The organism is Nitrospirillum guaranorum (assembly GCF_034653275.1).
In the GTDB taxonomy this organism is placed as follows: Bacteria; Pseudomonadota; Alphaproteobacteria; order Azospirillales; family Azospirillaceae; genus Nitrospirillum.
This window is the reverse complement of the sequence record NZ_JAYEES010000004.1, coordinates 805,904-830,789: the sequence shown is the minus strand read 5'-3', so window position 1 is coordinate 830,789 and position 24,886 is coordinate 805,904. Positions and strand designations below refer to the sequence as shown.

The window sequence follows — 24,886 nt, the reverse complement described above, 5'->3', positions numbered from 1 at the left end:
TCCCGCGTACGCGCGCGACTCGGCCGCGGGGTTCCTTGGGGCCCATCCCGGCGCTACAGTGCGCGGGCCTTTCCCCCTCGCCCACGGGGCCGCCCCATGACTCCGCCTTCGCCCGCGCCGCCCTTCACCCCGCGCGGTTTCGATCACCTGGCCCTGCCGGTCCGCGACATGGCGCGCTGCCTGGCCTTCTATCGCGACATCCTGGGCTGCCCGGTGACGGCGGAGTGGCCGGAGGATGCGCTGCTGCGGCTACGGGTGGGCGAGGCCGACCTGTTCCTGGTGGACGTCACGGTGCCGGAAGGGGCCTGGGCCAAGCCGCCGGCGGGGCCGGGCCGCAACCTGGACCACCTGTGCATCGCGCTGGCCCCCTGCGACGAGGCGGCGGTGCGCGGCCACCTGGCGGCCCACGGGCTGGACATCATCGAGGAACGGGTGGGCGACAACCGCCACGGCCCCACCCTGTCGTTCTACGTCTGCGACCCGCAGGGCACGCAGGTAGAATTGCTGCTGCCCCGCTGAAAACCGCCAAAGCTGAAAGTCGCTAAAGAATCCGACAGCGCGCCCATCGGCTTTCCGGCTTGTTTCCGACCACCTGGAGACAAGCTGGAAAGCCCATCATGCGCCCATTCCCGCGCCTCATCCCGCTGCTCGCGGCCCTGTTGACCCTCGGGCTGCCGCCCCTCGGCGGGCCGGCGATCGCATCCGATCACCTGGACACGCCCACCGTCATCGCCGACCCCCGTGCCGACATCGGCGACCTCTACGCCTGGATGAGCCCGGACGGGCGGCGGCTGAACCTGGTGATGACTATCGTCGGGCACAGCCTGTCGGACCGGCTTGACTACACCTTCCACATCGACAGCGCCCGCCGCTTCGGCACGCCCGGGAGCACCTCGGGACGAAGCGTGGATCTGACCTGCCGCTTCCCCGGCCCGCGGCAGGCGGATTGCCGCCTGGGTGACATCGACCGCGTCCAGGGTGACGCCGGCACGACGGACGGACTGTGGGGCGAACACCACAGTTTCCGCCTGTACGCCGGCCTGCGGGATGATCCCTTCTTCAACAACGTGCGCGGCACCCGCCAGGCCTATCAGGTGGCGGAGGCGGCCTTGGCCCCCGGCCCGGGTAAGACGGGCGTGGCCGTGGACAAGGCCGGCTGTCCCGCCTTTGGCAGCGCCACCTCGGCTAAGATCCTGGACACATGGCGCCACACCGATGGCGGCCCGGCCAAGAACCTGCTGGCCGGCTGGACGCCCATGGCCATCGTGGCGTCGGTGGAGGTGGACGCCGTGAACCAGGGTGGCCCGCTGCTGGCCGTCTGGGCCGCCACCGTGGGACCCAAGGGCCAAGTGGACCGTGCCGGCCGGCCGCTGACCGGCAACGCCCTCCTGGGCCAATTGCGTTCCGATGAGGAGGCCGACCGGTGGAAAGAGGCGTACAACGCCGCCACCCCTGCCGACGGCCCCCGGTTCGAGGCGGAGATCGCCCAGGGCCTGGCCTATTACGACAGCTTCGACGGCCAGTGCGGCAACCAGTGGCTGGCGGATGCCAAGGCGCCGCTGGCGCGGCGCTATCACCGATTGGCGGCGGTGCTGGCCGACGACAGGCTGTGGGTCAACAGCGCCACCGGCATTTGCACGCAGATGTTCGCCGTGGAACTGGCGGCCCTGTCGGACGAACGGGCGCTGCGGTCCGACTGCGGCGGCCGCACGCTGACCTATGACGCGTCGAACATCTATCGCTCCTTCCTGGTGAACGGCACCGCCGCCGGCGTGGCCGATGGCCTGACGCGGGACGAATATCCGCCATCCAACACCATCTTCCCCTTCCTGGTGGCGCCGGAGGTGCCGCCGTCATGAGGTGCGAGATCCTCCTCGCCGCCGCCGCGCTGACCGTCAGCGGACCGGCGGCGGCGCACAGCGGCACCGGCCTGCCCGGCGGGTTGGGACCGGGATTCATGCATCCCTTCAGTGGCCTGGACCATCTGCTGGCCATGGTGGCGGTGGGCCTGTGGGGCGCCGTCCTGGGCAATCCCTTGCTGCTGGCCCTGCCCATCCTGTTGCCCGCCATGATGGTGGTGGGCGCCATCGCCGGCATGGTGGGCCTGCCTTTGCCACCGGTGGAGCTGGGCATCGCCTGCTCCGTCCTGGTGCTGGGCGGCTGCGTCGCCGGCGGGATCAAGGCGCCGGCTTGGTTGGCCCTGGCGCTGGTGGCCGTCTTCGCCCTGTTCCACGGCTACGCCCAAGGGCGGGAGCTGCCGTCGGCCGCCGATCCCGCCGGCTACAGCGCCGGCTTCGTCCTGGCCACCGGCCTGCTGCACCTGGCGGGCGTCACCATCGGCCATTTGAACCGCCGGCCAGGCGGCATGCGCGTGACCCGGGGGCTGGGCGGGGCCATCGCCCTGCTGGGCGCGGCCTTCCTCACCCGCGCGGCGCTGTCATGAGAAGCGCGCTGCCGCCCCTGCTGCTGCTTTACGCGGCGCTGGCCTTGGCTTTGGCCTCCGCCCCCCGGCGGGCCTGGAGGCCTTGCCTGGGCCTGTTGGCCGCGACAGCGTTCGTTACCATCACCACCCCACCCCCTTGGCATGAGGGGGTGTTCGTCGGCTGCTGGAGCAGCGTGGCGGTGACGGCGGCGGGCGGGCTGATCTGCCGCACAGACCGGCAGCTGGCTTGGGGCCTGTCGGTCAACGCCGGCCTGTGGTCCGGCGCGCTCGCCGCGGTGACGGGCGCGCCGCTGGAGCCGCTGGCGGCCTTGCCCGCCCTGGGCCTGCTGCCGGCCGCCGCCTGGGCCCTGCGCCACCTGTCCTTCCCCGCCGTGCGGGTCATGTCCAGCTGGCTGGTCGCCGTGGCTGTCCTGGCGGTCACCCTGGCCTGCCTGCCGGTGACGCCCGGCTATCTGCCGGATCATCTGGAATGAGGTGCCACATGCTGAGAGTGCTGTCCCTGCTGGCGATGCTGGCGGCCCTGCCCGTGTCCGCCCATGACTTCTGGGTGCAGCCGCAGCGCTTTCACTCCGCCCCCGGCGCCCTCCTGCCCCTGACCTTGCAAGTGGGGCATGGTCCCTATCGCCAACGTTCCCCCTTGCCCGTGCGACGTGTCGTCCGCTTCCAGGACGTGGCGCCGGACGGGACGGCGTCCGACCTGCGGGGCGCCCTGCACCCGGGTGAGGCCGATGAGGATGGCGCCGTCCGCCTTACCGCCCCCGGCACCCATGTCCTGGTGCTGGAGACGGACGATAAGGCGCAAAGCCACCTGCCGGCCCTGCGCTTCAACGACTACCTGGCGGTGGAAGGGCTGGCGCCCGCCCTTGAGCTGCGCCGCGCCGGCCATCGCATGGACGCCGATGGGGCGGAGAATTACAGCCGCCGGGCTAAGGTGCTGGTGCGGGTGGGGCCCGGCGGTGGCGGCCAGGCGACGCGCCCCCTGGGCCTGACGCTGGAGATCGTGCCGGAGGTCGATCCCTACGGCCTGCCGCGCCCGGCCGACCTGCCGGTGCGGATTTATTACGAGGGCCGACCCCTGGCGGGCGCCCTGGTCAAGCTGACGGACCTGGCCCATGACGCGGAGCCGGCGGAAACCCACCGCACCGACGATGACGGCCGCGCCCGCTTCCCCCTGCCCGATGCCGGTGACTGGCTGTTAAACGTCATCTGGACCAAGCCGCAACCGCCCACGGCGGAGACGGATTTCGAAACCGTCTTTTCCAGCCTCAGCTTCGGCTTTCCCCGGCACTGAGACGTTTCAAAGAAAAAGGGCGGAGCCGCGAGGCCCCGCCCTTTTCGCCGTTGCCGCCGATTCAGTCGCCGCCGCCGGCCGCGGCCTGGGCCTCGCGCAGCTTGTCGGCGCATTCCTGGCAGCAGGCCTCCACCGTGCGCCCGCCGATGGTCACGCTGATGGCGTTCTCATCCAGCGGGTAATCGCAGGCAGCGCAGGTCTTCTCGCTCATGATGGTTCTCCTCCGGTCACTCAAGGCCGGTCGTTCCGGCCCGGGGGAAGGAGACCATTCCGGCCGCCCCCGCCGCTGTCGGAATCTTTAGCGACTTACCGGGCGCGGACGGAGCGCTGGAATTCCGCCGGGGTGCGGCCATAGGCCTGGCGGAAGGCGGCGCTGAAATGGCTGTGGCTGGAGAAGCCCAAATCCATGCTGAGCGTGGTGATGTCGTCGTACTCGCCCAGCAGATCCAGCGCCCGGGCCAGACGCAGGCGCAGTTGATAGCGATAGAGGGGTACCGCCTCCACCTGCTGGAACACCTGGGTCAGGTAGACGGGCGACACGCCCACCTCACCCGCGATCTCCGCCAGGGTCCAGCGGCGGGTGAGGTCGCCGCTCAACGCCAGTTTGGCCCGGTCCACCAGTTTCCGATGGCCGACGCTGGCCTGGGGCGCGTGTGACGTCCGCTCCCCCAGCGCGCGTCGGATCAGAGTCAGGGTCAGCGCCTCCGCCTCCAGCGTCTCGGCCGCCCCCTGGGCCAGGCTGTGGCGCAGCAGGGCCGCCAGCACCTGGGCGCGCGGGTCGATGCGCAGCCGCTGATGGCGAAAGGCCAGGTCGCCCTGGTCGCGCACGTGCTCGCGCGGCGCCAGTTCCTGCAACAGCACCTCGTCCACGGTGATGGACAGGCAGGCGTCGCCACCCGACACCGGATGGCTGACGCTGTATTCATCGCCCTTGTTGAAGAACAGCACCTGGTTGGCCTCGGCCACCGCCTCGTCCCGGCCCAGGTGGCGGACATAGATGCCGCGATAGGGAAAGACCAGGGTGGTGGCGCTGGCGCATTCCCCGGCGCTGCGGTGCCGGCAGGTGCCGGCGCAGCTCACGTCGCGGATGCGCGCCGTGTCCGTGTCCAGCAGCGCCTGTACCATCAGTTCCGTCATCGCCCCAGCCTGTGCCTCTGGGCCCGTTTCCCGATGGGCTACGATAGCAGATGCGGCTCAGCGCCGCGACAGCAGGTGGAACCGGACCATCAACACCGTGACCGCCACGATGCTGGCCACCAGGATGCCCTCGAAGATGCCCATGATGCCGTGCCCCAAGTGGAAGGCAGCGTAGGCCGCCGTGGGGATCATGACGCCGTAATAGCTGAAGAAATGCAGGGCGGTGGGGATCCAGCTGTCGCCCTGGCCGCGCAGCGCGCTGGCCATGACGGTCTGCCCGCCGTCCGCCACCACGATCCAGGCCATGAAGGCGATGGCCGGAACCAGCACGCGGATGAGGTCCGGATCACTGGCGTACAGGGTGGCGATCAGGTCCGGCGCCGCCGCCAGGGTCACGCCCACCACCAGCATGATCAGGGCGGTGAGGGCCAGGCCCGTCCAGCCGGCCAGCGTGGCCTCGCGCCGGTTGCCCGCGCCGTGCGCCTGGCCCACCTGCACCGCGGTGGCGGCGGCCAGACCCAGGGCGGCCATGAAGATCAGCGCCAGGAGGTTCAGCCCTACCGCGTAAGCGCCGAGTCCCAGGGCGCCCAGCCAGCCGGCGAAGATGCCCATGGTGCCGAAGGCGGTCGACTCCGCCCCCTGACTGAGGCCGGCGGCATAGCCCAGGTGGCGGTGCCCCCGCCCCTGTCGCCATTCCAGGAAGGATCCGCGCACGCCATAGTGGGCATGGTCGCGCATGGTCCAGACGTACAGCATCAGGCCCAGCGCCGTGACCCAGCGGATGGTGGTGGTGGCGATGGCCGAGCCCGTGGCGCCCAGGGCGGGAAAGCCGAAATGGCCGAACACCAGGGTGTAATCCAAGGTGAAGTTCAGCAGGTTGGCCACGACCATCGAGACCATGGCCGGAAACGGCCGCTTTATCCCCTCCAGGAAGAAAGAGGTGCTGATCTGCAGCACCGCTGCCGGCATGCCCAGGCCCAGGATGGCGATGACGGCGGCGGCGCCATGGGCGATCCCCGGTTCCTGCCCCGTCAGACGGAAGAACGCCTCGCCGAACTGGCAGGCGATGGCGACGATGCCGCCGATCAGCAGGGCATAGGGCAGCGACCGGCGCCAGACGGCGCCGGCATCGCGCGGGCGCCCCGCCCCCACCGCCTGGGCCACCAGGATGATGGTACCCATCATCAGGCCGACCATGGTGGCGAAAGCCGTACCCACCGGCGTGTTGCCCAGGCCGAAATAGGCCAGCTCCTCCGCGCTGTAGCGGCCGACCATGGCGGTGTCGACCGTCTGCATGAACAACTGGCCGATGCGGGTCAGCATCAGGGGGGTCGCCAGCAACAACAGGTCGCGGGCGTGAACCAGGATACGGGGCAGCAGGGGCTCGTCCGGCGTCCCGGGCGGTTGGGCGGGGCAGGCCTTCTGCATCGCCGCCTCGTCCAGGGGCGGCAGGGGCGTCACCGCCGCCGACACTTCCGGCGGCACGGGGGTCTCGAACTGGGCCATGACGAGCGCTCTGGCGGCTTTATCGTTGCCCCGACGTCCGTCCGGGCGCCCCCCTTGCCTACCGTGCCGATCGGGCCGCCGCAACCCACAGGGGCGCACAGCTGCCGGGCGTCCGCCCCTAAAGCCCCAGGGCCGACGTCCGGGCGAAGACGAAGGTGTCCTGCGGGTTCCCGGCCGCGTCCAGCCGCTCGTTACGCAGGTGCCCCTCCAAGGTGAAACCCAGGCGCCGGGCCACGGCGACGCTTCTGGTGTTCCCGACATCCGTCCAGATCGCCACCCGCCGCGCGGCCAATGCCTCGAACGCCATCCGCGTCAGCAGGCGGACGGCGGCGGTCATATGGCCCTGGCCGGTGGCGGAGGGACACAGCCAATAGCCCAGTTGGAAGGTGCGCGCCCGCCCGTCGATATGTTCCAGCGCGCAGGCGCCCAGTACCATGTCGTCCGGAGCGATCAGGCCGTACTGCAGGCGGCTGCGGTCCTCGAATGCCGCCGCCCATTGGGCGATGCGCGCCGTGACCAGCGGTACCGTGCCGTCCTTGTCGGCGATGCCCTGCCAGCGTTGCAACTGCGGCCGGCTTTCCTCGATCGCGGCCGACAGGGCGGGCGCATCCTCCGTCCGGAAAGGGCGCAGGGAAAAACCGGGACCTTCGATCACTGATGGTGGGTGCACTCTTCTCAGTCCCGTGTTGCTCGGGACCAAGGTATCAGAAGCTACCCGTCACCCGCACCCAGGCGCGGGTGTGCCGGCGCAACCCGTCGCTGTCCGTACCGGCGATCCGGCCGGGATTGTCGCCCACCACATGGGCTAGGGTGGCGTCGATCACCAGGGCGTCGACCGGCCGCCAACCGACGGCGACACCGACGCCTTGCAGGCCATAGTCGTTGGGCAGATCCGTGCCGCGATTCCAGCCGGCCCAGGGGCTGACGAACTGCCGGATCCAGCCGCCATCCCAGAAGGCCGCCAGACGCAGGCTGTCCATGGGGCGCCAGCGCAGCTCCAGGGTGCCCAGGGCGCCCTCGGCCCCCTGCCCCTCGTTCACGGGATAGGCGCGGATGGCGTCGGGGCCGCCCAGGGCCAGCCGTTCGGAGCTGTCGAGGTTGCCACTGGCCCATTGGCCGGCCAACCGCACCACCAGTTCCACCCCTTCACCCAGGGGCTGGGCGTGGCTGAGGGTCAAGGCCGCCTTGGCGTAGCCGCCGCCGGTACGGGCGGTGGCATCGTCCACCGCCTGGTTTTCCGCCACACCGCCGAGGTCGACGGCGCCGGCGGTCAGCGTCAGGTCCGCCTGGTCGACGCCATCCCAGCCGTCACGGGCCACCCCGCTGACGCCCAGGGCGGCGGCGTCGATGACGCTGATGCCGGTCACGATGTCCGCCGTGCGGTTGACCAGGCGGCGATGCTCATACAGCAGGTGGCCATCCAGGGCGGCCTCCTCCGTTCGCCACAGCGGCAGGGTGGCGACGGCCCCGCCGGTGGCGCCCCACCCGTCGGGCGTGCCGGCGTTGAAGTCATGGGCGACGCGGTAGTCGAAGGCGCTGCCGTTGATGCCGAGGCGCAGTCCCGAATAGCCCACGGGCAAAGTGGCGGCCAGGCGGCCATAGGTGGTGCCCAGGCTGCGCACGCCGGTCAGGATGGTCTGGTCGCCGATGCCGGCCATGTCGTTGGCCGACAGCACGGCGATGCCACGCCACCCGCCGCTGGCCCGCTGGGCCTGGTTGTCCACCAGGGCGACGCCGCTGAACAGCGGCCCCTCTATTAGCTTCAGGCGGATGTCGGTCTGGTCGGCGGCCCGCCCCGCTTCCGCCGTCGCCGTGGCGGTGACGCCGGGCAGCGCATCCAGCGCCGCGACACCCGCCTCCAGCGCGTCCAGGCGCAGGGCCTCCCCCGTCGCCTGCCGGTCCAGGAGATAGCCGGCGGCGGAGTCGGCATCCAGGCGAGTCTCGCTACTGGGGTCGACCACCACCCGGCCCAGCCGGCTTTCCTGCACGGCGATGATGACGATGCCGTCGCGGATCTCCTGCCGCGGCAGATAGGCCCTGGCGAGGTAGCCGTGCTGGCGGTAATAGGCGCCGACGGCGGCGGCGGCCGATTGCAAATCCCCCAGGGTCAGGTCGCGGTCACGGAACGGCGCCAGCACCGTTCGCAGTTCCGCCTCGGAGAACAGCGTCGCCGTCACATGGAAGGCGGTGACATGCACGATGGGGCCCTGGGCGGGGCGCTCGGCCAGGGGCGCCTCCGGCACCACCGGGCGCAAGGGCGCCGGCGGGGCGGTCAGGCGTGGGGTGGCGCGCTCCGTATCCCGCAGGATGCTGCCGGCGTCCGGTGTCTGCTGCGCCCACGCGTGTGCCGGGGACAACGCCAGGCCGGCGAGTGCCGCCAGGGACCACGCTGGAAACGATCGACGCATCCGAGACCAGCCTGCAGGCCTGTTTTCGCACCAACAGGTTGCATCCTACAGCGGTAGCGGGTCGCCCGCATCGGCGCGATGGGGCCGCTACAGAAAGGTCACGGGCGGCGGGCCGCTCACCCTGTGAAGCGGGCCGTCAGGGGGAAGCGCCGGTCCTTGGTGGTGGGCGACTTGCGGTGCACCTTGGGACCGGGCGGGGATTGGAAGCGCTTGAACTCCGCCCGGCGGACGCGGCGGCGGATGTCCTGCACGAAGTCCAGCGGCTCGCCCAGCTTTTCCGCGATCTCGGCGTCGGTCTGGCGCTCCTTGGCGTCCTCCATCTCCCACAGCACGGCGTCCAGGCGGGGATAGGGGGGCAGGCTGTCGGTGTCGCGCTGGTTGTGCTTCAGCTCGGCGCTGGGCTCAACATCGATGACGGCGCGCAGGGCGGCCTGCGCCTTGGCGTCATAGGGTTCCAGCGGCTTGCCGAAGGCCCCCTCCCAGATGCGGGCGAACAGCGGATCGGGGTTTTGCGCCTGGGCCAGGCGCATCTCCAGGATGGGGAAGACGTCGATGGCCTTGTACAGATCCTTCAGCGGGTTGAAGGCGCCGCGCATGTCGCCATAGAGCGTGCCGTATCCCATCAGGATCTCGCTCTTGTTGCTGGTGCCCAGGATGGCGCGGCGGCCGTGGTCGTTGGAAATGGCCGACAGGGTGTTGCCCCGGATTTGCGCTTGCAAGTTCTCATCCGCCAGGCTGCCCATGTCGCGGCCGAAGGCGTTGCGGAACTTGGCCAGCCCGGCCTCATACTCCACGGTGATGGGCAGGCTGATGGCGCTGAAGCCCGCGCCGACGCCGGCCGCGAACTCCGCCGCCCGGGTGTTGGAACCGGAACTGGTGTAGGGCGACGGCATCATGACGGCGTTCACCTTGGCCGGGCCGAACACGTCGGCCGCCAGGGCCGCCACCAGGGTGGAATTGGCCCCGCCGGACAGGCCGAAGACCACGTCCTGGAAGCCGTTCTTCTCGATGTAGTCACGCAGGCCCAGGCCCACGACCAGGTAGCGTTCCTGCGGGTCGGTCAGTTGGACGGGCGCCTGGGTTTCGGTCAGGCGGAAGCCCTGGCCCTCGTCCGCCAGGGTCACGGTGGCGCCCCCTTCCCCACCGATCGCCATCTCATAGATGGCGCCGGCCGGATCCATGATGGCGGAGCAGCCTTCCCACACCAGCTCGTCATTGCCGCCCACCTGGTTGACGTAGACCAGGGGCAGGCCCGTCTCCTGGATGCGCTGGGCGAACAGGCGGCGGCGGAAGTTGCCCTTGGCGATGGCGTAGGGGCTGGCGTTGAGGGAGACGATGACCTCCGCGCCCATCTCCCTCAGGTCATGGGTGACGTCGTCGAACCAGATGTCCTCGCAAATGCAAAAGCCCAGGGTGACGGTGCCGCCGGCGGCCTGGAACCGCAGCACGCCCATTTCGGCGTCCGCGCCCGTTTGTTCCCCCCGCGCCTCGAACCAGCGCACGTCGTCGAAGACGTCATAGTTGGGCAGGTGGGTCTTGAACTGGCTCAGCACCGCGCGGCCCCGCTCGAACACCACCAGGCCGTTACCCATCTTGCGCCCCTGCACCTTGCCGCGCAGGGGCGTGCCCAAGGCGATGGTGGTGCCGGCCTCCTGGGACAGCAGGCGGTATTGCTCCGTCCAGTGGACGATGGCCTGCTGGTAATCCGCCTCCAGCAGATAGTCGCCGGCGGCATAGTTGGCGACGGCGCACTCCGGCAGGACATGCAGGTCGGCCTGCCGCTGCGCCAGGATGCTGGCCTTGGTCCGCTCGAAATTCCCCCGGAAATCGCCCGTGGTGTAGTTCATCTGGTGCAGGGCGACCTTCAGCGTGCGCATGGTCTCAGTCTCGCTATGCCGGGCGCCGCCGCTACAAGGCCGGCGCCGCCGTTAACCTGTGGCGGCCAGCCTACCATTCCCGGGTCGGTCGGCGGCAATCCCCCGAAAGCGAAGACGGCCCATGCCCAATCTCGCGGCCGGCGCGCCAGGTGGGGCCCAATCGATGGAGGGAACGAATGCCCGCTCCCGGGCCTTAAGGAAGTGCCGGATCAGCACACCATGAACGCCGGAGGAGAGCATGTCCCAGAATCACCACGACCATGCACGCCCACAGCCCGCGCGATCGGATCAGCGTGGCGCGGCGGATAAAAAGCACGATGTGCGCGAGGCCAGCGACACGCAGCGTCTGAAGGATGAATGGGCCATGACCGGCCACGCCGCGACCAAGAAGCCGCGCGGGATGGAGGGGCCGATCGCCGGCCATGACGCCCCGCCCAAAACCGGCGGCACAGGGGGCGCCAGTGGGTCCGAGGGGGACTGGGACGCGGCCGGCAGCGGCCAGCGGGGGCCACAGGGCGATCGCTCAGAGAGCACCGCCGGCACGGCGACGACGGGCAACAGCGGCCGGGGGCGGGGCCGCACGTCCTGATGCCGTCGTTTTCCAGCGAAAGGGCCGCGTCACCGCGGCCCTTGGCTTTCATGGTCTGAGTGTCAGAACGGGATTTCGTCGTCCAGGTCGTCGGCCGGCTTGCCGCCGCCGCCGAAGCCGCCGCGCGAACCGCCGCCGGCGGAGGAACCGCCCCCACCGTAGCCACCGCCGCCGGAAGAGCCGCCGCCGTAACCACCACCACCGCCGCCACCGCCGTAGCTGGAGCCGCCACCACCGAAGTCACCACCCAACTCGTAGCCGCCGCCACCGCCGCCGCCGTCACGGCCTTCAAGCATGGTCAGCTCACCCCGGAAGGGACGCAGCACCACCTCGGTCGTGTATTTCTCCTGGCCGGACTGGTCGGTCCACTTGCGGGTTTCCAGCTGGCCCTCGATATAGACCTTGGATCCCTTCTTCAGGAAGCGCTCGGCCACGCCGATCAGCGCCTCATTGAAGATCACCACCTGGTGCCACTGGGTGCGTTCCTGCCGCTCCCCACTGTTGCGGTCCTTCCAGGTTTCGGAGGTGGCGATGCGCAGGTTGCACACCTTGCCGCCGTTCTGCATGGACCTGACCTCGGGCTCCTTGCCCAGGTTGCCGATGAGGATGACTTTGTTGACGCTGCCAGCCATGTCCGATCCGTCCTGAATCCAAAAGGGGGCGAAAAACGCCCCGTCGTTGATGGGAAGAGCCTACACCGCCGTTCATGTCCAATGCCACAGCGATGGTGGTGTGGGCCCGGGGCATACCCAAAATATCGATCCGGGCGTCCTTTTGGGGCACCCTGCCCCCTCGTCACGAAATCGTCCGTAAGGGGGTGCATCCTGCTGTCGCCTTTTGACACAGGCGCCCCCATATTAAGGCGCTCTGTCGCCGGCTGGCCGGTGGAATGGCGCCTACCGGCGTATTCCCCTTGCCAGCGCCTGCCCCGATCGATTACTCAGAACATACCATGAACAAATATATCAGCGTCCGCGGCGCGCGGGAACATAATCTGAAGAATGTCGACGTGGATCTGCCGCGCGACAAGCTGGTGGTCATCACCGGGCTGTCGGGGTCGGGCAAATCCTCGCTGGCCTTCGACACCATCTACGCCGAGGGGCAGCGGCGCTATGTGGAAAGCCTGTCGGCCTACGCGCGCCAGTTCCTGGAGCTGATGCAGAAACCGGACATGGACAGCATCGAAGGGCTGTCCCCCGCCATCTCCATCGAGCAGAAGACGACCAGCCGCAATCCCCGCTCCACCGTCGGCACGGTGACGGAGATTTACGACTACATGCGCCTGCTCTACGCGCGCGTCGGCATCCCCTACTCCCCCGCCACCGGCCTGCCCATCGAAAGCCAGACGGTCAGCCAGATGGTGGACCGCATCATGGCCATGCCCGACGGCACGCGCCTCTACCTGCTGGCCCCCGTCGTGCGCGGCCGCAAGGGCGAATACAAGAAAGAGCTTCAGGAACTGCGCAAGCGCGGCTTCCAGCGCGTGAAGATCAACGGCGAGATGATGGAGATCGACGAGGCGCCGGCGCTGGACAAGAAGCTGAAGCACGACATCGAGGTGGTGGTCGACCGCATCGTCGTGAAGGAAGGCCTGGGCAACCGCCTGGCGGACTCGATCGAGACGGCGTTGGAACTGGCGGACGGCCTGGTGTTCGCTGAGAATGCGGATTCGGGGGAGCGCACGGTCTTCTCCGCCAAGTTCGCCTGTCCGGTCAGCGGCTTCACCATCGAGGAGATCGAGCCGCGGCTGTTCTCCTTCAACAACCCCTTCGGCGCCTGCCCCGCCTGCGACGGCCTGGGCCAGAAGCTGTATTTCGATCCGGAACTGGTGGTGCCGGACACGCGCCTGTCCCTGAAGGACGGCGCCATCGCCCCCTGGGCGGGCTCCACCTCCCAATACTACGCCCAGACGCTGGAAAGCCTGGCGCGTCACCACAACGCCCGCATGGACACGCCGTGGAGCGACCTGCCGGAGGCGTTGCGCGACCTCATCCTGTTCGGGTCGGGCGGCAAGCCGGTCACCCTGCGCTATGACGACGGCCTGCGGTCCTATGAGACCAACAAGCCCTTCGAGGGCGTGGTGCGCAACCTGGAGCGCCGCTGGAAAGAGACGGAAAGCAACTTCATGCGGGAGGAGCTTTCCAAGTACCAGTCGGCCCAGCCCTGCGAGGCCTGCGGCGGCGCGCGCCTGAAGCCGGAGGCCCTGGCCGTCAAGATCAACGGCCTGAACGTGGCCGAGGTCAGCCGCATGTCCATCCAGGAGGCCGGCGCCTGGTTCCTGGGCCTGGATGGGCACCTGACACAGAAGCAGAAGGACATCGCCAACCGTATCCTGAAGGAAATCAACGAGCGGCTGGGCTTCCTCAACAACGTCGGCCTGGAATACCTGGCCATGGACCGCGCCTCCGGCACCCTGTCGGGTGGCGAGAGCCAGCGCATCCGCCTGGCCTCCCAGATTGGCAGTGGCCTGACGGGCGTCCTCTATGTGCTGGACGAACCGTCCATCGGCCTGCACCAGCGCGACAACGACCGCCTGCTGGCCACGCTGAAGCGCCTGCGGGACCTGGGCAACACCGTGCTGGTGGTGGAGCATGACGAGGATGCCATCCGCACCGCCGACTATCTGGTCGACATGGGGCCGGGCGCCGGCGTTCATGGCGGCACGGTGGTGGCGGCCGGCACCCCGGCGGAGGTCATGGCCAACCCGGCCAGCGTCACCGGCGACTATCTGACCGGCCGGCGCCGCATCGCCCTGCCGCATCGCCGCCGCGCCGGCCACAAGGGCCAGTTCCTGGAGGTCATTGGCGCGCGGTCCAACAACCTGAAGGACGTGCATGCCCGCATCCCCCTGGGCACCTTCACCTGCGTCACCGGCGTGTCCGGCGGCGGCAAGTCCACCCTGATCGTCGAGACGCTGTACAAGGCCCTGGCCAAGCGCCTGAACGGCGCGCGGGAGCATCCGGGCGCGCACGACGACATCCTGGGCCTGCAGCACCTGGACAAGATCGTCGACATCGACCAGTCGCCCATCGGCCGCACGCCCCGCTCAAACCCCGCCACCTACACCGGCGCCTTCACGCCCATCCGCGACTGGTTCGCCGGCCTGCCGGAGGCCAAGGCGCGCGGCTACGGCGCCGGCCGCTTCAGCTTCAACGTCAAGGGCGGCCGGTGCGAGGCCTGCCAGGGCGACGGCGTCATCAAGATCGAGATGCACTTCCTGCCCGACATCTACGTCACCTGCGACGTCTGCCACGGCAAGCGCTACAACCGGGAGACGCTGGAGGTCCTGTACAAGGACAAGAGCATCGCCGACGTGCTGGACATGACGGTGGAGGAGGCGGCGACCTTCTTCCAGGCCGTGCCCGCCATCCGCGACCGCATGCAGACGCTGGATGAGGTCGGATTGGGCTACATCCACGTCGGGCAGCCGGCCACCACCCTCTCGGGCGGCGAGGCCCAGCGCGTGAAGCTGGCCAAGGAACTGTCCCGCCGCGCCACCGGCCGTACCCTATACATCCTGGACGAGCCCACCACCGGCCTGCATTTCGAGGATGTGCGCAAGCTGCTGGAGGTGCTGCACGCCCTGGTGGACCAGGGCAACACCGTGCTGGTGATCGAACACAATTTGGAGGTCATCAAGACCGCCGATTGGATCATCGACATGGGGCCGGAGGGTGGCGCCGGCGGCGGCCGCATCGTGGCCGAGGGCACGCCGGAGCATGTGGCCAACGTGCCGGAAAGCCATACCGGCCATTACCTGAAGCCCTACCTGTCGGAAGTGCCGCCGGCGGTGGAGGCCGTGGTGCCCAAGAAGCGCAAGGCGAAGGGGGCATGACGCCCATCGTCCTGATCCCCGGCCTGCTGTGCACGGCCGAGGTGTTCGCCCCGCAGGTCGCGGCGCTGTGGCCCCATGGCCCCGTCACCGTGGCCAACACCCTGGCGGGGGAGACGATGGCGGACATGGCGGCCGCCATCCTGGCCGACACCCCGCCCCGCTTCGCCCTGGGCGGCCTGTCCATGGGCGGCTACGTCGCCCTGGAGATCATGCGCCAGGCGCCGGAACGGGTGGTGAAGCTGGCGCTGGTCAGCACCCAGGCGCTGCCCGACACGCCGGAGCAGTCGGACCAGCGCCGGGCCTTCGTCGCCCTGGCGCGCAAGGCCAGGTTCGCCAGCGTTTTGCGCCAGGCCATGGCCGGCATGCTGCATCCCGACCACCGCGATGATGACCAGTTGGCGGCGGTGAACCTGCGCATGGGCCTGACGGTCGGGGTGGAGGGGTTGGCGCGGCAGACGGCGGCCATCATCAGCCGCCCCGATAGCCGCCCTACCCTGCCTGCCATCCGTGTGCCCACACTGGTGCTGGTGGGGGACAGCGACCCGCTGATGCCGCCGGAGCGGTCCCGCGACATGGCCGCCGCCATCCCCGGCGCCCGGCTGGTGGTCGTGCCCCAGTGCGGCCACGCCTCAACCCTGGAACAGCCAGAGGCGGTGAACCAGGCGCTGGTGGAGTGGATCCGGGAATAAGGTGCTTAGCCTGTCTTCAGGGAGGCTGGAGGTATATACTTCGTCTACACGATTGGAGGCGCCCGATGGCTAAGGAAGCGATGTTCACACTGAAGTTGGAGGCGGATCTTCGCGATCAGTTCATGGCTGAGGCCGAGGCCGCACACCGTCCAGCATCACAAATCGTGCGCGATTTCATGCGGGACTTCGTCCGCCAGAGGCAGGAGGCCCGCCAGCATGACGCGTGGTTCCGCGCCCAGGTGGAACAAGGCCTGCGAGAGGCTGATGACCCATCGGTGGCGCGAATTCCCCATGAACAGGTCAAGGCGGATTGGCGCCAACAACGGGCGGAGCTGCTGAAACGCGCCGGTGAGGCCGGCGAATGAAGATTGAATGGTTGCCGGCCGCCCAGCGGGAGTTCAGCAACCAGATCATCCATCTCGCTGATCGTAATCCCATCGCCGCTGTCAGAATCGGTGACGCCGTGGAAGCCGCCGTGGAACGGCTGGCATCATATCCCCATAGCGGCCGCCCCGGTCGCGTGCCAGGCACCCAAGAACTGGTCATCACCGATACGCCGTACATTGTGGTCTATCGAACCACATCAAATGTCGTGGTGATACTGCGTGTCCTGCACGGCGCCCAGCGGTGGCCTTAACACGGCCAGAACCTACCAGCGCAGCGCCACGCGCCCGGCCACCGCGCCCACCGCAGCCATGATGGCGATGGCGGCGCTGTACCACAGCAGGACGAAGGACCCGGCGTCGTTCTGGCAGGCCAGGGCGTAAGCCATGGCGCCCAGGGCCCCGGCCAGGCCGCCGGCCACGGCGGCGGCGCGCACCGGTTCCGTCGGCGCGCCATGGCGCAGCAGCAGGATCAAGGCGGCCAGCGCCGGCAGGGAGGCGGCCACGATGATGCTCATGCAGATCGGGACGGAATAGGTGTGCAGACCCAGATAAGACAGGCCGGAGCGGTCGGTGGCCGCCCGGAAGGTCATGATCAGGAAGCCGGGCAGCAAGGGCGCCAGGCGTGGCAGTCCGCGCCCCGGCGCCGCCGATCTCAGCACCAGCCAGGCGCCGGCCAGAACCAGGGCGCCGGTGCTGGCCACCTTGAACAGGAAGGGCGCCTGCGTCGCCGCCGTGCCGATGTCCGGCCGCACGCCCGCCAGGGCCAGGACCACCGCGATGGCGATGGCCAGCGACAGGGTCAGCGCCAGGACCAGCACGGCGGGGAAAGCGTCCATGCGCAGTCCGGAGCGGCGCCCCGCCTGGCCCGACAGCTGCGCGATCAAGGTCTCGGTCGAGCGGTTCATGGCTTCTTCCCTCCCTTATCCCGCACGGGCGGATCGGCGGCGTTCCACAGGGCCTTCAGGGCGCGGTGGAATAGCACGCGGACGGAGCCTTCGCTGAGATTCAGCCGCTGGGCCGTGGCCTGGGGCGACAGGCCCTCCACGGCCAGGGCCCGCACCACGCCCCGCTGGCCGACCGGCAACTGGGCGATGTGGCGGTCCACGTCCACCAGGGTGCGCTCCCGCTCCTCATCCGGCGCCGCCAGGGCGTCGGCCAAGTCGTCGATGGTGAGGTCGGCACCGCTGAGGGCCTCTCGCCGCAGCTTGCGGGCCGCGTCCAGGAACTTGTACCGCGCGATGCCGTGCAGCCAGGGCATGAGCGGCCGGCTGGGGTCCCAGGTGTGCCGTTTGGTATGCAGGCCGATCAGGATTTCCTGCACGATGTCTTCCGTTTCCGCCGTGCCCAGGCCGAAGCGGCCCAGGCGGTTATGGACCACCCGCCGGAACAGCGTCGCCGCCTCGGCCAGGAAGCGCTGATAGGCGGCGGCATCGCCACGCCGTTCCGCGCGCATCGCCGCCGCCCACCGGTCTTCCAACGGGTCCATATCCATCCTTCGCCGGCGGGGGCCGGCTTGTTACAGGGCGGCATGAAAAAGAATCAAAAAAAATTTCTGTGGTGCTGTTACGCCCCGGGAAGGGCCCCCGAAGAAGGGAAAGAAGCCGTTGCGCTTCCCCTCCCCGTTCGACCTCATGCTAGGAGCCCCGCCATGTTTCGCAAGCTGTCCTTTGTCGCCGCCCTTGCCCTGACCGCCGCCACCGTCGCCCTGCCCGCCGCGGCGGCCACCACCCCGGGGGTCCCGGTCCCCGTCCATAACGTCGTGCTGGTGCACGGCGCCTGGGCCGATGGGTCCAGCTGGAACGAGGTCATCAAGATCCTGCAGGCGAAGGGCCTGCATGTCACGGCCGTGCAGAACCCGCTGACCTCGTTGGCGGAGTCGGACGCCGCCACCCGCGCCGTGCTGGCGCAGCAGGACGGCCCCACCGTGCTGGTGGCCCATTCCTGGGGCGGCACCGTGATCAGCGACGTGGGCACCGACCCCAAGGTGACGGCCCTGGTCTATGTGGCCGCCCGCGCCCCGGACGCGAATGAGGATTTCGTGGCCCTGTCGGCCAAGTTCCCCACCATGCCCGTGCGGGCGGAGGTGCAAAACCACGACGGCATGACCGTCATCTCGGAAAAGGGCTTCCTGGACTATTTCGCCAACGGGGTCGCCCCGGCCCAGGCCAAGGCGCTGTACGCCGAGCAAGGCCCCACGGCGGCCAGCATATTCGCCGGCCGCACCACCGCCGCCGCCTGGCATGACAAGCCCAGCTACTACGCCGTGTCCAAGCAGGACCTGACCATCTCCCCCGACCTGGAGCGTTTCCTGGCCAAGCGCATGAACGCGGACACCATCGAGGTCGACGGCGGCCATCTGACCCTGGTGTCGCACGCGCAGGAGATCGCCGGCCTGATCCTGAAGGCCGCCGGCCAGGGCTAAGGTAGGACGGCTGCGGGGTTAGCGGCTGTGATGCCCCGGCGCGTCCGGCCGCTTCCTCGGGGATTTCCGCTCATCCTCCCGCCTGTCCACGGCCGGCGCGCCTTTGGGCTGCGGCACCTCGTGGGGGATGGGCGGGAAGATGTCCGGCGTTGGGGAGCGCGCCTCTTCGATCGCCTCCACCACCTCTTCCAGGATGATGTTGCCCAGGACGCTGCCGGTATCGGCGTCCTTGTCGGTCTTCTTGCTCATCACCATTCCTCCTCAAGGGGATATCCTTGAGATAAGGATAGAGGGCCCGAGGTTCAAACGGACTGAGCTGCGTCAGCCTTCCTTCTTTTTGCCCTGCCCGATCCGGGGCTCCGTCCCCGCCAGCAAGCGGCGGATGTTGGCGTGGTGGCGGATCCAGACCAGGACGGCGATGGCGAGCGCCAGGGCGGCTTCCGCCCCGCCGGCGCCGAAGTCGGCGGCGGCCGGGCACACCGCCGGCAGGAACCAGGCGACCAGGGGCGCCAGGGCCAAGGCCACCAGGGCGGAAAGGGAGGAGACGCGGAACAGGAAAGCGACCAGCAGCCAGGTCAGGCAGGCGGTGACGCCCACCGGCCAGCTGGTAGCCAGCAGCACGCCCAGCGCCGTGGCCACACCCTTGCCGCCCTTGAAGCCCAGCCAAACCGGTAAAGTGTGCCCCAGCATGGCGCCGCCGCCCGCCACCAGGGCCGCCAAGTGTGGTGCCCCCGGCGAGGGCAGGACGCTCATCGCCAGGCAATGGGCGATGCCCACGGCGATGGCGCCCTTGCCGCTGTCCAGCACCAGGGTGGCGGCGGCCAGGAGCTTGTTGCCCGTGCGCAGCACGTTGGTGGCGCCGATGTTGCCGGAGCCGATCTTGCGGATGTCGCCATAGCCGCCGAGATAGGCCAGCACCAGGCCGAACGGGATGGAGCCCAGCAGGTAGCCGCCGGCCAGCGCCAGCAGCAAGGGCATCAGGGGCAGCGCCGCCGTGTCCATGACGGTCAGGCCGCCAGCTGGAAGACGGTGCGGCCATCCACCAGGGTGCGCAGCACGCGGCCCTGCACCGGATGCTTGTCGAAGCAGCTGTTCTTGGACTTGCTGTGCAGCGCCTCGGCATCCACGCGCCACGGCCGCTCGGCATCGAAGATCACCAGGTCGGCGGCGGCGCCGGTGCGCAGGCGGCCCAGTCCCAGGCCCAGCACGGCGGCCGGCTTCACCGTGACGGCGGCCAGGGCGTCCAGCAGGCTCATGTGCCCCTTGTGCACCAGGTCCAGCGTCAGCGGCAGCAGCGTCTCCAGCCCCACGGAGCCGAAGGCCGCCTGGGCGAAGGGCACGCGCTTGGCGTCCTGATTCCAGGGCAGATGGTCGCTGGTGATGCAGTCGATGGTCCCGTCGGCCAGCCCTTCCACGATCGCCTGGCGATCATCCTCGGTGCGCAGCGGCGGCGACAGCTTGAAGAAGGTGCGATAGTCGCCGACATCCCGCTCCGTCAGGGTGAAGTACGGCGGGGCGGTGTCGCAGGTGACCTTCAGGCCCTTGCGCTTCGCGGCGCGGATGACGGCCACGGACTCGGCGGTGGAAATGTCGGCGGCGTGGTAGCGGCCGCCCGTGGCCTCCACCAGGCGCAAATCACGCTCCAGCATGATCACCTCCGCCACGGCGGGAATGCCGGACAGGCCCAGGCGTGTGGCGATCTCCCCCGAATTCATGGCGCCGGTGGCCAGCCGCGGTTCCTGCGGATGCTGCATGATGGGGCGGCCCCAGATGCTGGCGTAGGCCAGCGCGCGCTGCATGACCAGGGCGTCGGCCACAGCCTTGCCGCCGTCGGTGAAGCCCACGGCGCCGGCCTCGGCCAGCAGGCCCATTTCCGTCAGTTCCTTGCCGCCCAGGTCGCGGGTGATGCCGGCGTAGGCGAAGACCTTCACCAGTTTCACCTCGCGCGCGCGGCGGGCGATGAACTCCAGCCCCGCCACGTCGTCGATGACCGGGTCGGTGTCGGGCAGGCAGGCCAGGGCGGTGACGCCGCCGGCCGCCGCCGCCTGGCTGGCGGTCTTCAGCGTCTCGTTATCCTCGTGCCCCGGCTCGCCCACCTGGGCGCGCAGGTCGACCAGGCCGGGGGCGACGCAGGCGCCTTCCGCGTCGATGACCTCGATGCCCTCCGGCACGCCGTCCCGGAACAGGCCGGGGCCGTGGTCGGCGATCTTGCCGCCGTCGATCAGCAGGGAGCCGCGCTGGTCCAGGCGGCTGTCCGGATCCAGCAGGCGGGCGTTCAGGATGGCGGTGCGGGCGTGTGTGGCCATGGAGATGGTCCCGGAAGAGCGAGAGGCGAAGACGGGGCGGAGACGGGACGGCGGCGTCAGGCCGCGTCGTTGCGGCCGTGCTGGGTCAGGAGATCCAGGCAGGCCATGCGCACGGCCACGCCCAGTTCCACCTGCTGCAGGATGACGCTGCGGTTGATGTCGTCGGCCACCAGGCTGTCGATTTCCACCCCGCGGTTCATGGGGCCGGGATGCATGATCAGGGCGTCCGGCTTGGCCGCCGCCAGCTTCTCATAATCCAGGCCGAAGAAGCGGTAGTACTCCCGCACCGAGGGGACGAACTGGCCCTGCATGCGCTCCAGCTGCAGGCGCAGCATCATGACGATGTCGGCGTCCTTCAGGCCGGTGGCCATGTCGTGGTGCACTTCCACGCTCAGCTCACCGATGGCGCGGGGCAGCAAGGTGGGCGGCGCCACCACGCGCACGCGCGCGCCCATGATGTTCAGCAGCTGGATGTTGGAGCGGGCGACGCGGCTGTGCAGGATGTCGCCGCAGATGGTGACGGTCAGGCCGTCCAGCCGCCCCTTGTTGCGGCGGATGGTCAGGGCGTCCAGCAGGGCCTGGGTCGGATGCTCGTGCGCGCCATCACCGCCGGAAATGACGGCGCAGTTGACCTTGTCGGCCAGCAGCTTGACCGCGCCCGACTCCGGATGGCGCACCACCAGCACATCCAGGTGCATGGCGTTCAGCGTGGTGGCGGTATCCAGCAGGGTCTCGCCCTTCTTCACGCTGGAACCATCGACCGACATGTTGATGGCGTCGCCGCCCAGCCGCTTGGCCGCCAGCTCGAAACTGGTGCGGGTGCGGGTGGAGTTCTCGAAGAACAGGTTCACCACCGTCTTGCCGCGCAGCACGTCCGACTTCTTGTTGGGGCTGCGGTTCTGTTCGACGTAGGTGTCGGCCAGATCCAGGATGGTGTTGATCTGGGCCTGGCTCAGGCCTTCGATGCCAAGCAGGTGCCGGTGCGGAAAGCGCATGGGATCCCTAGGGCGGTCAGAGGGGGACGGATACGCCCCCCGTACGGATGGCGCCGCCGTATCGGGGCGGGACTATGGCCCCGCCGCCGCCCACAGGCAAGAACGGGATGGCTGCCCGGCGACGGACGCGGGGCGGCGCCACAGGGCGGCCGATCACATCCTTGGCCATCGGCCGCTTTAACCATGCCGAGGGGGCCCCTTTCCCGACAGGGAACGATGAATTGTGACGAATAGTTATATTGGATTTGATGTAATTCTTGCAAATCTGACTAAAAATAGAGAAAACGCGCCACGCGCTCGCCCGACCCATCCAGTTAGTACTTTACTAGTACTCAATTGGATTTATGCTGATCGATGGAAACAGGGTGGCAGCCCTGCTCCGCCCTTTCCATCGGCCGTCCAATTCGGGTGACGGACCGCATTACGGCTTCTAGGACGACCATATGCCGCTTGCAGTCCAGGATGCGCCCCCGGGCGCCGACCCCATGGCGTCACCGCCGCCCCCTCCGCCGCCGTCTGCCCTGCCCCGGGTCATGCCGCTGCGCCCGGTCATGCTGGAGCCGCCGCGCGCCGACGGCATCTCCCACGCCGCCGCCGACCGCCCGGTTCGTGATACCGCCGCCTGGTCGGATGAGACCGACGCCCTGCACCTGCTGCCGTTGCATCTGCTGCCCTTGACCGTGACCGGGCTGAAGCGCGCGCGCCTGGTGAAGACGGCGCGGCTGGAAACGATGGTGGAATTGTTCCGCGACGCCCGCGCCGGCACGGGCCTGATCCAGATCGAGGGCCTGGGGCGGGAATTCGCGGCCGACAAGGCGTCGCTGGACCGCGACATGGCCCTGCTGCTGAAACTGGGCGCCGTGGCGTCGTTCGACGTCTATTCCCTGCGCATCGAGTTGCGCGCCCTGGGCATCGCGGTGGATGAGCACCAGCACCTGGTGCTATCCCCGGAAAAGCAGGAGGAGCTGACCCATTACATGCAGGGCTTCACCCGCCCCCTGCTGCGCCGCGTCTATGGCGAGCAGGCGGCGCGGGTTGAGAACATGGGCGACCTGACGGCCCTGCTTTCCAGCCCCGACCGGGCGGAGACGCTGGCCAACCTGCGGCACATCGCCGGGCGGCTGGGCCTGAAACTGACCGAGATTCCGGAATTCCTGGCGCAGTACGGCGACATCTTCCTGTCGGTCGCCTATTTCCGCAGCTGCCGGGACGGCGCCCACGCCTTGCTGGAAGAATTCGGCCGCTGGCTGGCGGATCTGAAGCGTGCCCCCCTGGTGCAAACCGACAGTGCCGCCCAGCGCCTGATCACCACGGTGGATACCAGCCTGGACACCATCATGACCCAGCTGGAAGGATGTTTCCGCAGCTTCGACCGCATGACGCGGCAGCTGTGGGACGATCTGTCGGCCGAGGGCTTCCAGGCCATGCGCCGTGAGATCGAGGCGCACCACACCGGCGTCGGCGCCCTGTGCTGCGGCCTGGCGGTGAAGCTGGGCGGCTGGAAGCGCGCCTTCCCCACCGCTGGCCGGGGCGCCCCAGGGCAAAAGCTGGATTGGCTACGCCAGGAAATGGTGCCAGGCTTGGCCCAGCTGGTGGAAGCCGGCCTGGCTGCGAATAGACCGCGCCCGGAATTTAAATTCCATAATATCTCAAGCTAGATCGGAAGTCATTCGGTAAATTTGATCCACAAGAAACTGCCGAGCTTTTTCTTCAATCTGGAGCCAATCGTTAAAACCCTCGATTGGCGCACGCAATATAATAATGTTATTTTTTGATTTATTTGTTGACGCCATAACTTCAATAACTCCATTAGCATGCCGAAGATCAAAATAAGAATCGACTCTGCGGTCTCTTTTATGAAGAGGCCACATAAATACAGTAAATCTATTATGATTTCCAGATAAATCTAATTCATTCATATCTCCATAATGCAAAATATCATTCATCTCTCTTTGTATTTGAGTAGCTGACCTGGAAATTGCGTCATCAAACAGTTTTTTGTGACTTAACATCACTGAAGATATATTGCGATCCGCCTCCATTCGCCTGCGAATTTCTCTAATATCAGTTTCGCGATCTCGATTTGGGTGCTCACCGTCAAGACTCGTAGTCATTTCAATCTCCGAATACAGCTCAGCTGCGCTATTCCAGCGAATCCTGTAGTCATTTTGGAAGCCTCGTTGAAATATTCTATTCAGCCTAGATAACTGATTAGGGGAGAGCGACAAGTTCTCCAGGGCAGCAACTGCGTCTTCCTGCTGGTGGCGCAAATCTCCTTTGTGGAGTAAATTTTTTGGCTGAATTCCAGTTAAGCAATAGAAAAATACCCCACATATAAACGCGGTATCTGATTCAGGAAAACATTTTTTTCCCCTTGCTTTAATTCTGGCAAATGCAAAAATCGGTTTCCAACTTCTTCATCAATTGGAGTCCGTTCATCTGATTCATCGAAATCACAGAAACATAGGCCAAAATCAATTAAGTAGACGCTATCATTATTAACAATAATATTATCGCTCTTTATGTCTCTGTGATACACTCCTTTGTTGTGCAAGCGACTAACAGTATCTGCCAGTGATAATGCTATCTTTTGAGCGTAATGTAAACCAAGTTTGTTTGTTATCTTTTGCTCGGATATTTCCTCAGACAAAGTCCTTCCGTGGATATATTCATATATGATATATGGGTTATTATCACTAATCTCTGGATCTATGTTGGTCTCAATAAACTTTGGCACGCCTGACTGGCCTTCTATTTCTCGCAAGGCCATTGCCTCCCTGGCAAAACGAATTCTTTTTAATTTATCCTTTTGTTTTGATAGGGTTTTGATGGTAAATTCTTGACCCCCACCGTCTATCCTAACAACCTTAAAAGCTACACCCTGCCCACCTTGACCAAGGTTAACTTCCTTCCCTTCCACTCGCTTCCAGCGTTGGGTCCAATTATCAATCGCTACCATACTAGCCCCTCACTCCATCAAAGTGGTTGAATTAATTGTATAG

At 67.5% G+C, this 24,886-nt stretch carries 27 protein-coding genes; 12 read left to right on the top strand and 15 right to left on the bottom strand.

What is annotated here, in order from left to right:
• The first annotated feature begins 96 nt into the window (after positions 1 to 96).
• The 5 genes from UAJ10_RS25470 to UAJ10_RS25450 all read left to right on the top strand — a co-directional run bounded on the left by UAJ10_RS25470 (position 97) and on the right by UAJ10_RS25450 (position 3,734).
• Entirely contained in the window at positions 97 to 519 is a 423-nt protein-coding gene (locus tag UAJ10_RS25470) for a VOC family protein (RefSeq protein ID WP_322918090.1), read from the top strand.
• Between the two features lie 98 nt (positions 520 to 617).
• A complete protein-coding gene (locus tag UAJ10_RS25465) occupies positions 618 to 1,859 on the top strand; it encodes a hypothetical protein (RefSeq protein WP_322918089.1) in 1,242 nt (413 codons plus the stop codon).
• Positions 1,856 to 2,443, top strand: a complete 588-nt coding sequence (locus tag UAJ10_RS25460) for a HupE/UreJ family protein (RefSeq protein ID WP_322918087.1) — start codon at positions 1,856 to 1,858, stop codon at positions 2,441 to 2,443. The genes UAJ10_RS25465 and UAJ10_RS25460 overlap by 4 nt, the downstream gene beginning before the upstream one ends.
• The gene (locus UAJ10_RS25455; protein ID WP_322918086.1) at positions 2,440 to 2,916 is read left to right on the top strand and encodes a hypothetical protein; all 477 of its coding nucleotides are present in this window, start codon (positions 2,440 to 2,442) and stop codon (positions 2,914 to 2,916) included. Before UAJ10_RS25460 ends, UAJ10_RS25455 begins: the two co-directional genes overlap by 4 nt.
• A gap of 8 nt (positions 2,917 to 2,924) precedes the next feature.
• A complete protein-coding gene (locus UAJ10_RS25450) occupies positions 2,925 to 3,734 on the top strand; it encodes a DUF4198 domain-containing protein (RefSeq protein ID WP_322918084.1) in 810 nt (269 codons plus the stop codon).
• 61 nt (positions 3,735 to 3,795) lie between these two features.
• On the opposite strand, the gene UAJ10_RS25445 is transcribed toward UAJ10_RS25450, so the two are convergent.
• From UAJ10_RS25445 to nadE, 6 genes are all read right to left on the bottom strand, one after another.
• Complete coding sequence (locus UAJ10_RS25445) at positions 3,796 to 3,945, bottom strand: hypothetical protein (RefSeq protein WP_186291334.1); 150 nt, start codon at positions 3,943 to 3,945, stop codon at positions 3,796 to 3,798.
• A 95-nt stretch (positions 3,946 to 4,040) separates the two neighbouring features.
• The gene (locus UAJ10_RS25440) at positions 4,041 to 4,871 is read right to left on the bottom strand and encodes a helix-turn-helix transcriptional regulator (protein ID WP_322918083.1); all 831 of its coding nucleotides are present in this window, start codon (positions 4,869 to 4,871) and stop codon (positions 4,041 to 4,043) included.
• A 57-nt stretch (positions 4,872 to 4,928) separates the two neighbouring features.
• The gene (locus UAJ10_RS25435; RefSeq protein WP_322918082.1) at positions 4,929 to 6,377 is read right to left on the bottom strand and encodes an MATE family efflux transporter; all 1,449 of its coding nucleotides are present in this window, start codon (positions 6,375 to 6,377) and stop codon (positions 4,929 to 4,931) included.
• A gap of 118 nt (positions 6,378 to 6,495) precedes the next feature.
• On the bottom strand, positions 6,496 to 7,047 hold the full coding sequence (locus UAJ10_RS25430; protein WP_322918081.1) for a GNAT family N-acetyltransferase: 552 nt from the start codon (positions 7,045 to 7,047) through the stop codon (positions 6,496 to 6,498).
• Between the two features lie 34 nt (positions 7,048 to 7,081).
• Positions 7,082 to 8,785 carry a ShlB/FhaC/HecB family hemolysin secretion/activation protein gene (locus UAJ10_RS25425; RefSeq protein WP_322918079.1) on the bottom strand — a complete coding sequence of 568 codons (1,704 nt, stop codon included), beginning with the start codon at positions 8,783 to 8,785 and terminating at the stop codon, positions 7,082 to 7,084.
• Positions 8,786 to 8,901: 116 nt separating this feature from the next.
• Complete coding sequence (gene nadE, locus UAJ10_RS25420; RefSeq protein ID WP_322918077.1) at positions 8,902 to 10,662, bottom strand: NAD(+) synthase; 1,761 nt, start codon at positions 10,660 to 10,662, stop codon at positions 8,902 to 8,904.
• A 238-nt stretch (positions 10,663 to 10,900) separates the two neighbouring features.
• Here nadE and UAJ10_RS25415 point away from each other — a divergent pair, with 238 nt between their 5' ends.
• Complete coding sequence (locus tag UAJ10_RS25415) at positions 10,901 to 11,251, top strand: hypothetical protein (RefSeq protein WP_322918075.1); 351 nt, start codon at positions 10,901 to 10,903, stop codon at positions 11,249 to 11,251.
• A 62-nt stretch (positions 11,252 to 11,313) separates the two neighbouring features.
• Here UAJ10_RS25415 and ssb read toward each other — a convergent pair whose 3' ends face one another.
• Positions 11,314 to 11,883: a single-stranded DNA-binding protein gene (ssb, locus tag UAJ10_RS25410; RefSeq protein WP_322918073.1), complete on the bottom strand. Its 570-nt coding sequence runs from the start codon at positions 11,881 to 11,883 to the stop codon at positions 11,314 to 11,316.
• 320 nt (positions 11,884 to 12,203) lie between these two features.
• Here ssb and uvrA point away from each other — a divergent pair, with 320 nt between their 5' ends.
• The 4 genes from uvrA (at position 12,204) to UAJ10_RS25390 (ending at position 16,412) form a co-directional block, all read left to right on the top strand.
• Positions 12,204 to 15,086: an excinuclease ABC subunit UvrA gene (gene uvrA / locus UAJ10_RS25405; protein WP_322918071.1), complete on the top strand. Its 2,883-nt coding sequence runs from the start codon at positions 12,204 to 12,206 to the stop codon at positions 15,084 to 15,086.
• Positions 15,083 to 15,775 carry an alpha/beta fold hydrolase gene (locus UAJ10_RS25400; RefSeq protein WP_322918069.1) on the top strand — a complete coding sequence of 231 codons (693 nt, stop codon included), beginning with the start codon at positions 15,083 to 15,085 and terminating at the stop codon, positions 15,773 to 15,775. Before uvrA ends, UAJ10_RS25400 begins: the two co-directional genes overlap by 4 nt.
• A 65-nt stretch (positions 15,776 to 15,840) precedes the next feature.
• Positions 15,841 to 16,140, top strand: a complete 300-nt coding sequence (locus UAJ10_RS25395) for an antitoxin of toxin-antitoxin stability system (RefSeq protein ID WP_322918068.1) — start codon at positions 15,841 to 15,843, stop codon at positions 16,138 to 16,140.
• Entirely contained in the window at positions 16,137 to 16,412 is a 276-nt protein-coding gene (locus UAJ10_RS25390) for a type II toxin-antitoxin system RelE/ParE family toxin (RefSeq protein ID WP_322918066.1), read from the top strand. The genes UAJ10_RS25395 and UAJ10_RS25390 overlap by 4 nt, the downstream gene beginning before the upstream one ends.
• A gap of 12 nt (positions 16,413 to 16,424) precedes the next feature.
• Here the strand turns inward: UAJ10_RS25390 and UAJ10_RS25385 are convergent, their stop codons facing one another.
• The gene (locus UAJ10_RS25385; RefSeq protein WP_322918064.1) at positions 16,425 to 17,066 is read right to left on the bottom strand and encodes a DUF1109 domain-containing protein; all 642 of its coding nucleotides are present in this window, start codon (positions 17,064 to 17,066) and stop codon (positions 16,425 to 16,427) included.
• Positions 17,063 to 17,647, bottom strand: coding sequence for a sigma-70 family RNA polymerase sigma factor (locus UAJ10_RS25380; protein WP_322918063.1), 585 nt, complete (start codon positions 17,645 to 17,647; stop codon positions 17,063 to 17,065). The genes UAJ10_RS25385 and UAJ10_RS25380 overlap by 4 nt, the downstream gene beginning before the upstream one ends.
• Positions 17,648 to 17,809: 162 nt before the next feature.
• On the opposite strand from UAJ10_RS25380, the gene UAJ10_RS25375 reads away from it, so the two are divergent.
• On the top strand, positions 17,810 to 18,583 hold the full coding sequence (locus UAJ10_RS25375) for an alpha/beta hydrolase (protein ID WP_322918062.1): 774 nt from the start codon (positions 17,810 to 17,812) through the stop codon (positions 18,581 to 18,583).
• An 18-nt stretch (positions 18,584 to 18,601) separates the two neighbouring features.
• Here the strand turns inward: UAJ10_RS25375 and UAJ10_RS25370 are convergent, their stop codons facing one another.
• The 4 genes from UAJ10_RS25370 to UAJ10_RS25355 all read right to left on the bottom strand — a co-directional run bounded on the left by UAJ10_RS25370 (position 18,602) and on the right by UAJ10_RS25355 (position 21,884).
• Positions 18,602 to 18,832, bottom strand: coding sequence for a hypothetical protein (locus UAJ10_RS25370; RefSeq protein WP_322918061.1), 231 nt, complete (start codon positions 18,830 to 18,832; stop codon positions 18,602 to 18,604).
• Between the two features lie 72 nt (positions 18,833 to 18,904).
• On the bottom strand, positions 18,905 to 19,585 hold the full coding sequence (plsY, locus tag UAJ10_RS25365; RefSeq protein WP_322918060.1) for a glycerol-3-phosphate 1-O-acyltransferase PlsY: 681 nt from the start codon (positions 19,583 to 19,585) through the stop codon (positions 18,905 to 18,907).
• Positions 19,586 to 19,590: 5 nt separating this feature from the next.
• A complete protein-coding gene (gene pyrC / locus UAJ10_RS25360) occupies positions 19,591 to 20,889 on the bottom strand; it encodes a dihydroorotase (RefSeq protein ID WP_322918058.1) in 1,299 nt (432 codons plus the stop codon).
• 56 nt (positions 20,890 to 20,945) lie between these two features.
• The gene (locus UAJ10_RS25355; protein WP_322918057.1) at positions 20,946 to 21,884 is read right to left on the bottom strand and encodes an aspartate carbamoyltransferase catalytic subunit; all 939 of its coding nucleotides are present in this window, start codon (positions 21,882 to 21,884) and stop codon (positions 20,946 to 20,948) included.
• Between the two features lie 443 nt (positions 21,885 to 22,327).
• Here UAJ10_RS25355 and UAJ10_RS25350 point away from each other — a divergent pair, with 443 nt between their 5' ends.
• The gene (locus tag UAJ10_RS25350) at positions 22,328 to 23,542 is read left to right on the top strand and encodes a hypothetical protein (protein ID WP_322918056.1); all 1,215 of its coding nucleotides are present in this window, start codon (positions 22,328 to 22,330) and stop codon (positions 23,540 to 23,542) included.
• Here the strand turns inward: UAJ10_RS25350 and UAJ10_RS25345 are convergent.
• Positions 23,534 to 23,998, bottom strand: a complete 465-nt coding sequence (locus tag UAJ10_RS25345; RefSeq protein ID WP_322918055.1) for a hypothetical protein — start codon at positions 23,996 to 23,998, stop codon at positions 23,534 to 23,536. The genes UAJ10_RS25350 and UAJ10_RS25345 overlap by 9 nt on opposite strands.
• A 194-nt stretch (positions 23,999 to 24,192) precedes the next feature.
• Complete coding sequence (locus UAJ10_RS25340) at positions 24,193 to 24,843, bottom strand: protein kinase family protein (protein ID WP_322918054.1); 651 nt, start codon at positions 24,841 to 24,843, stop codon at positions 24,193 to 24,195.
• Positions 24,844 to 24,886 lie beyond the last annotated feature (43 nt).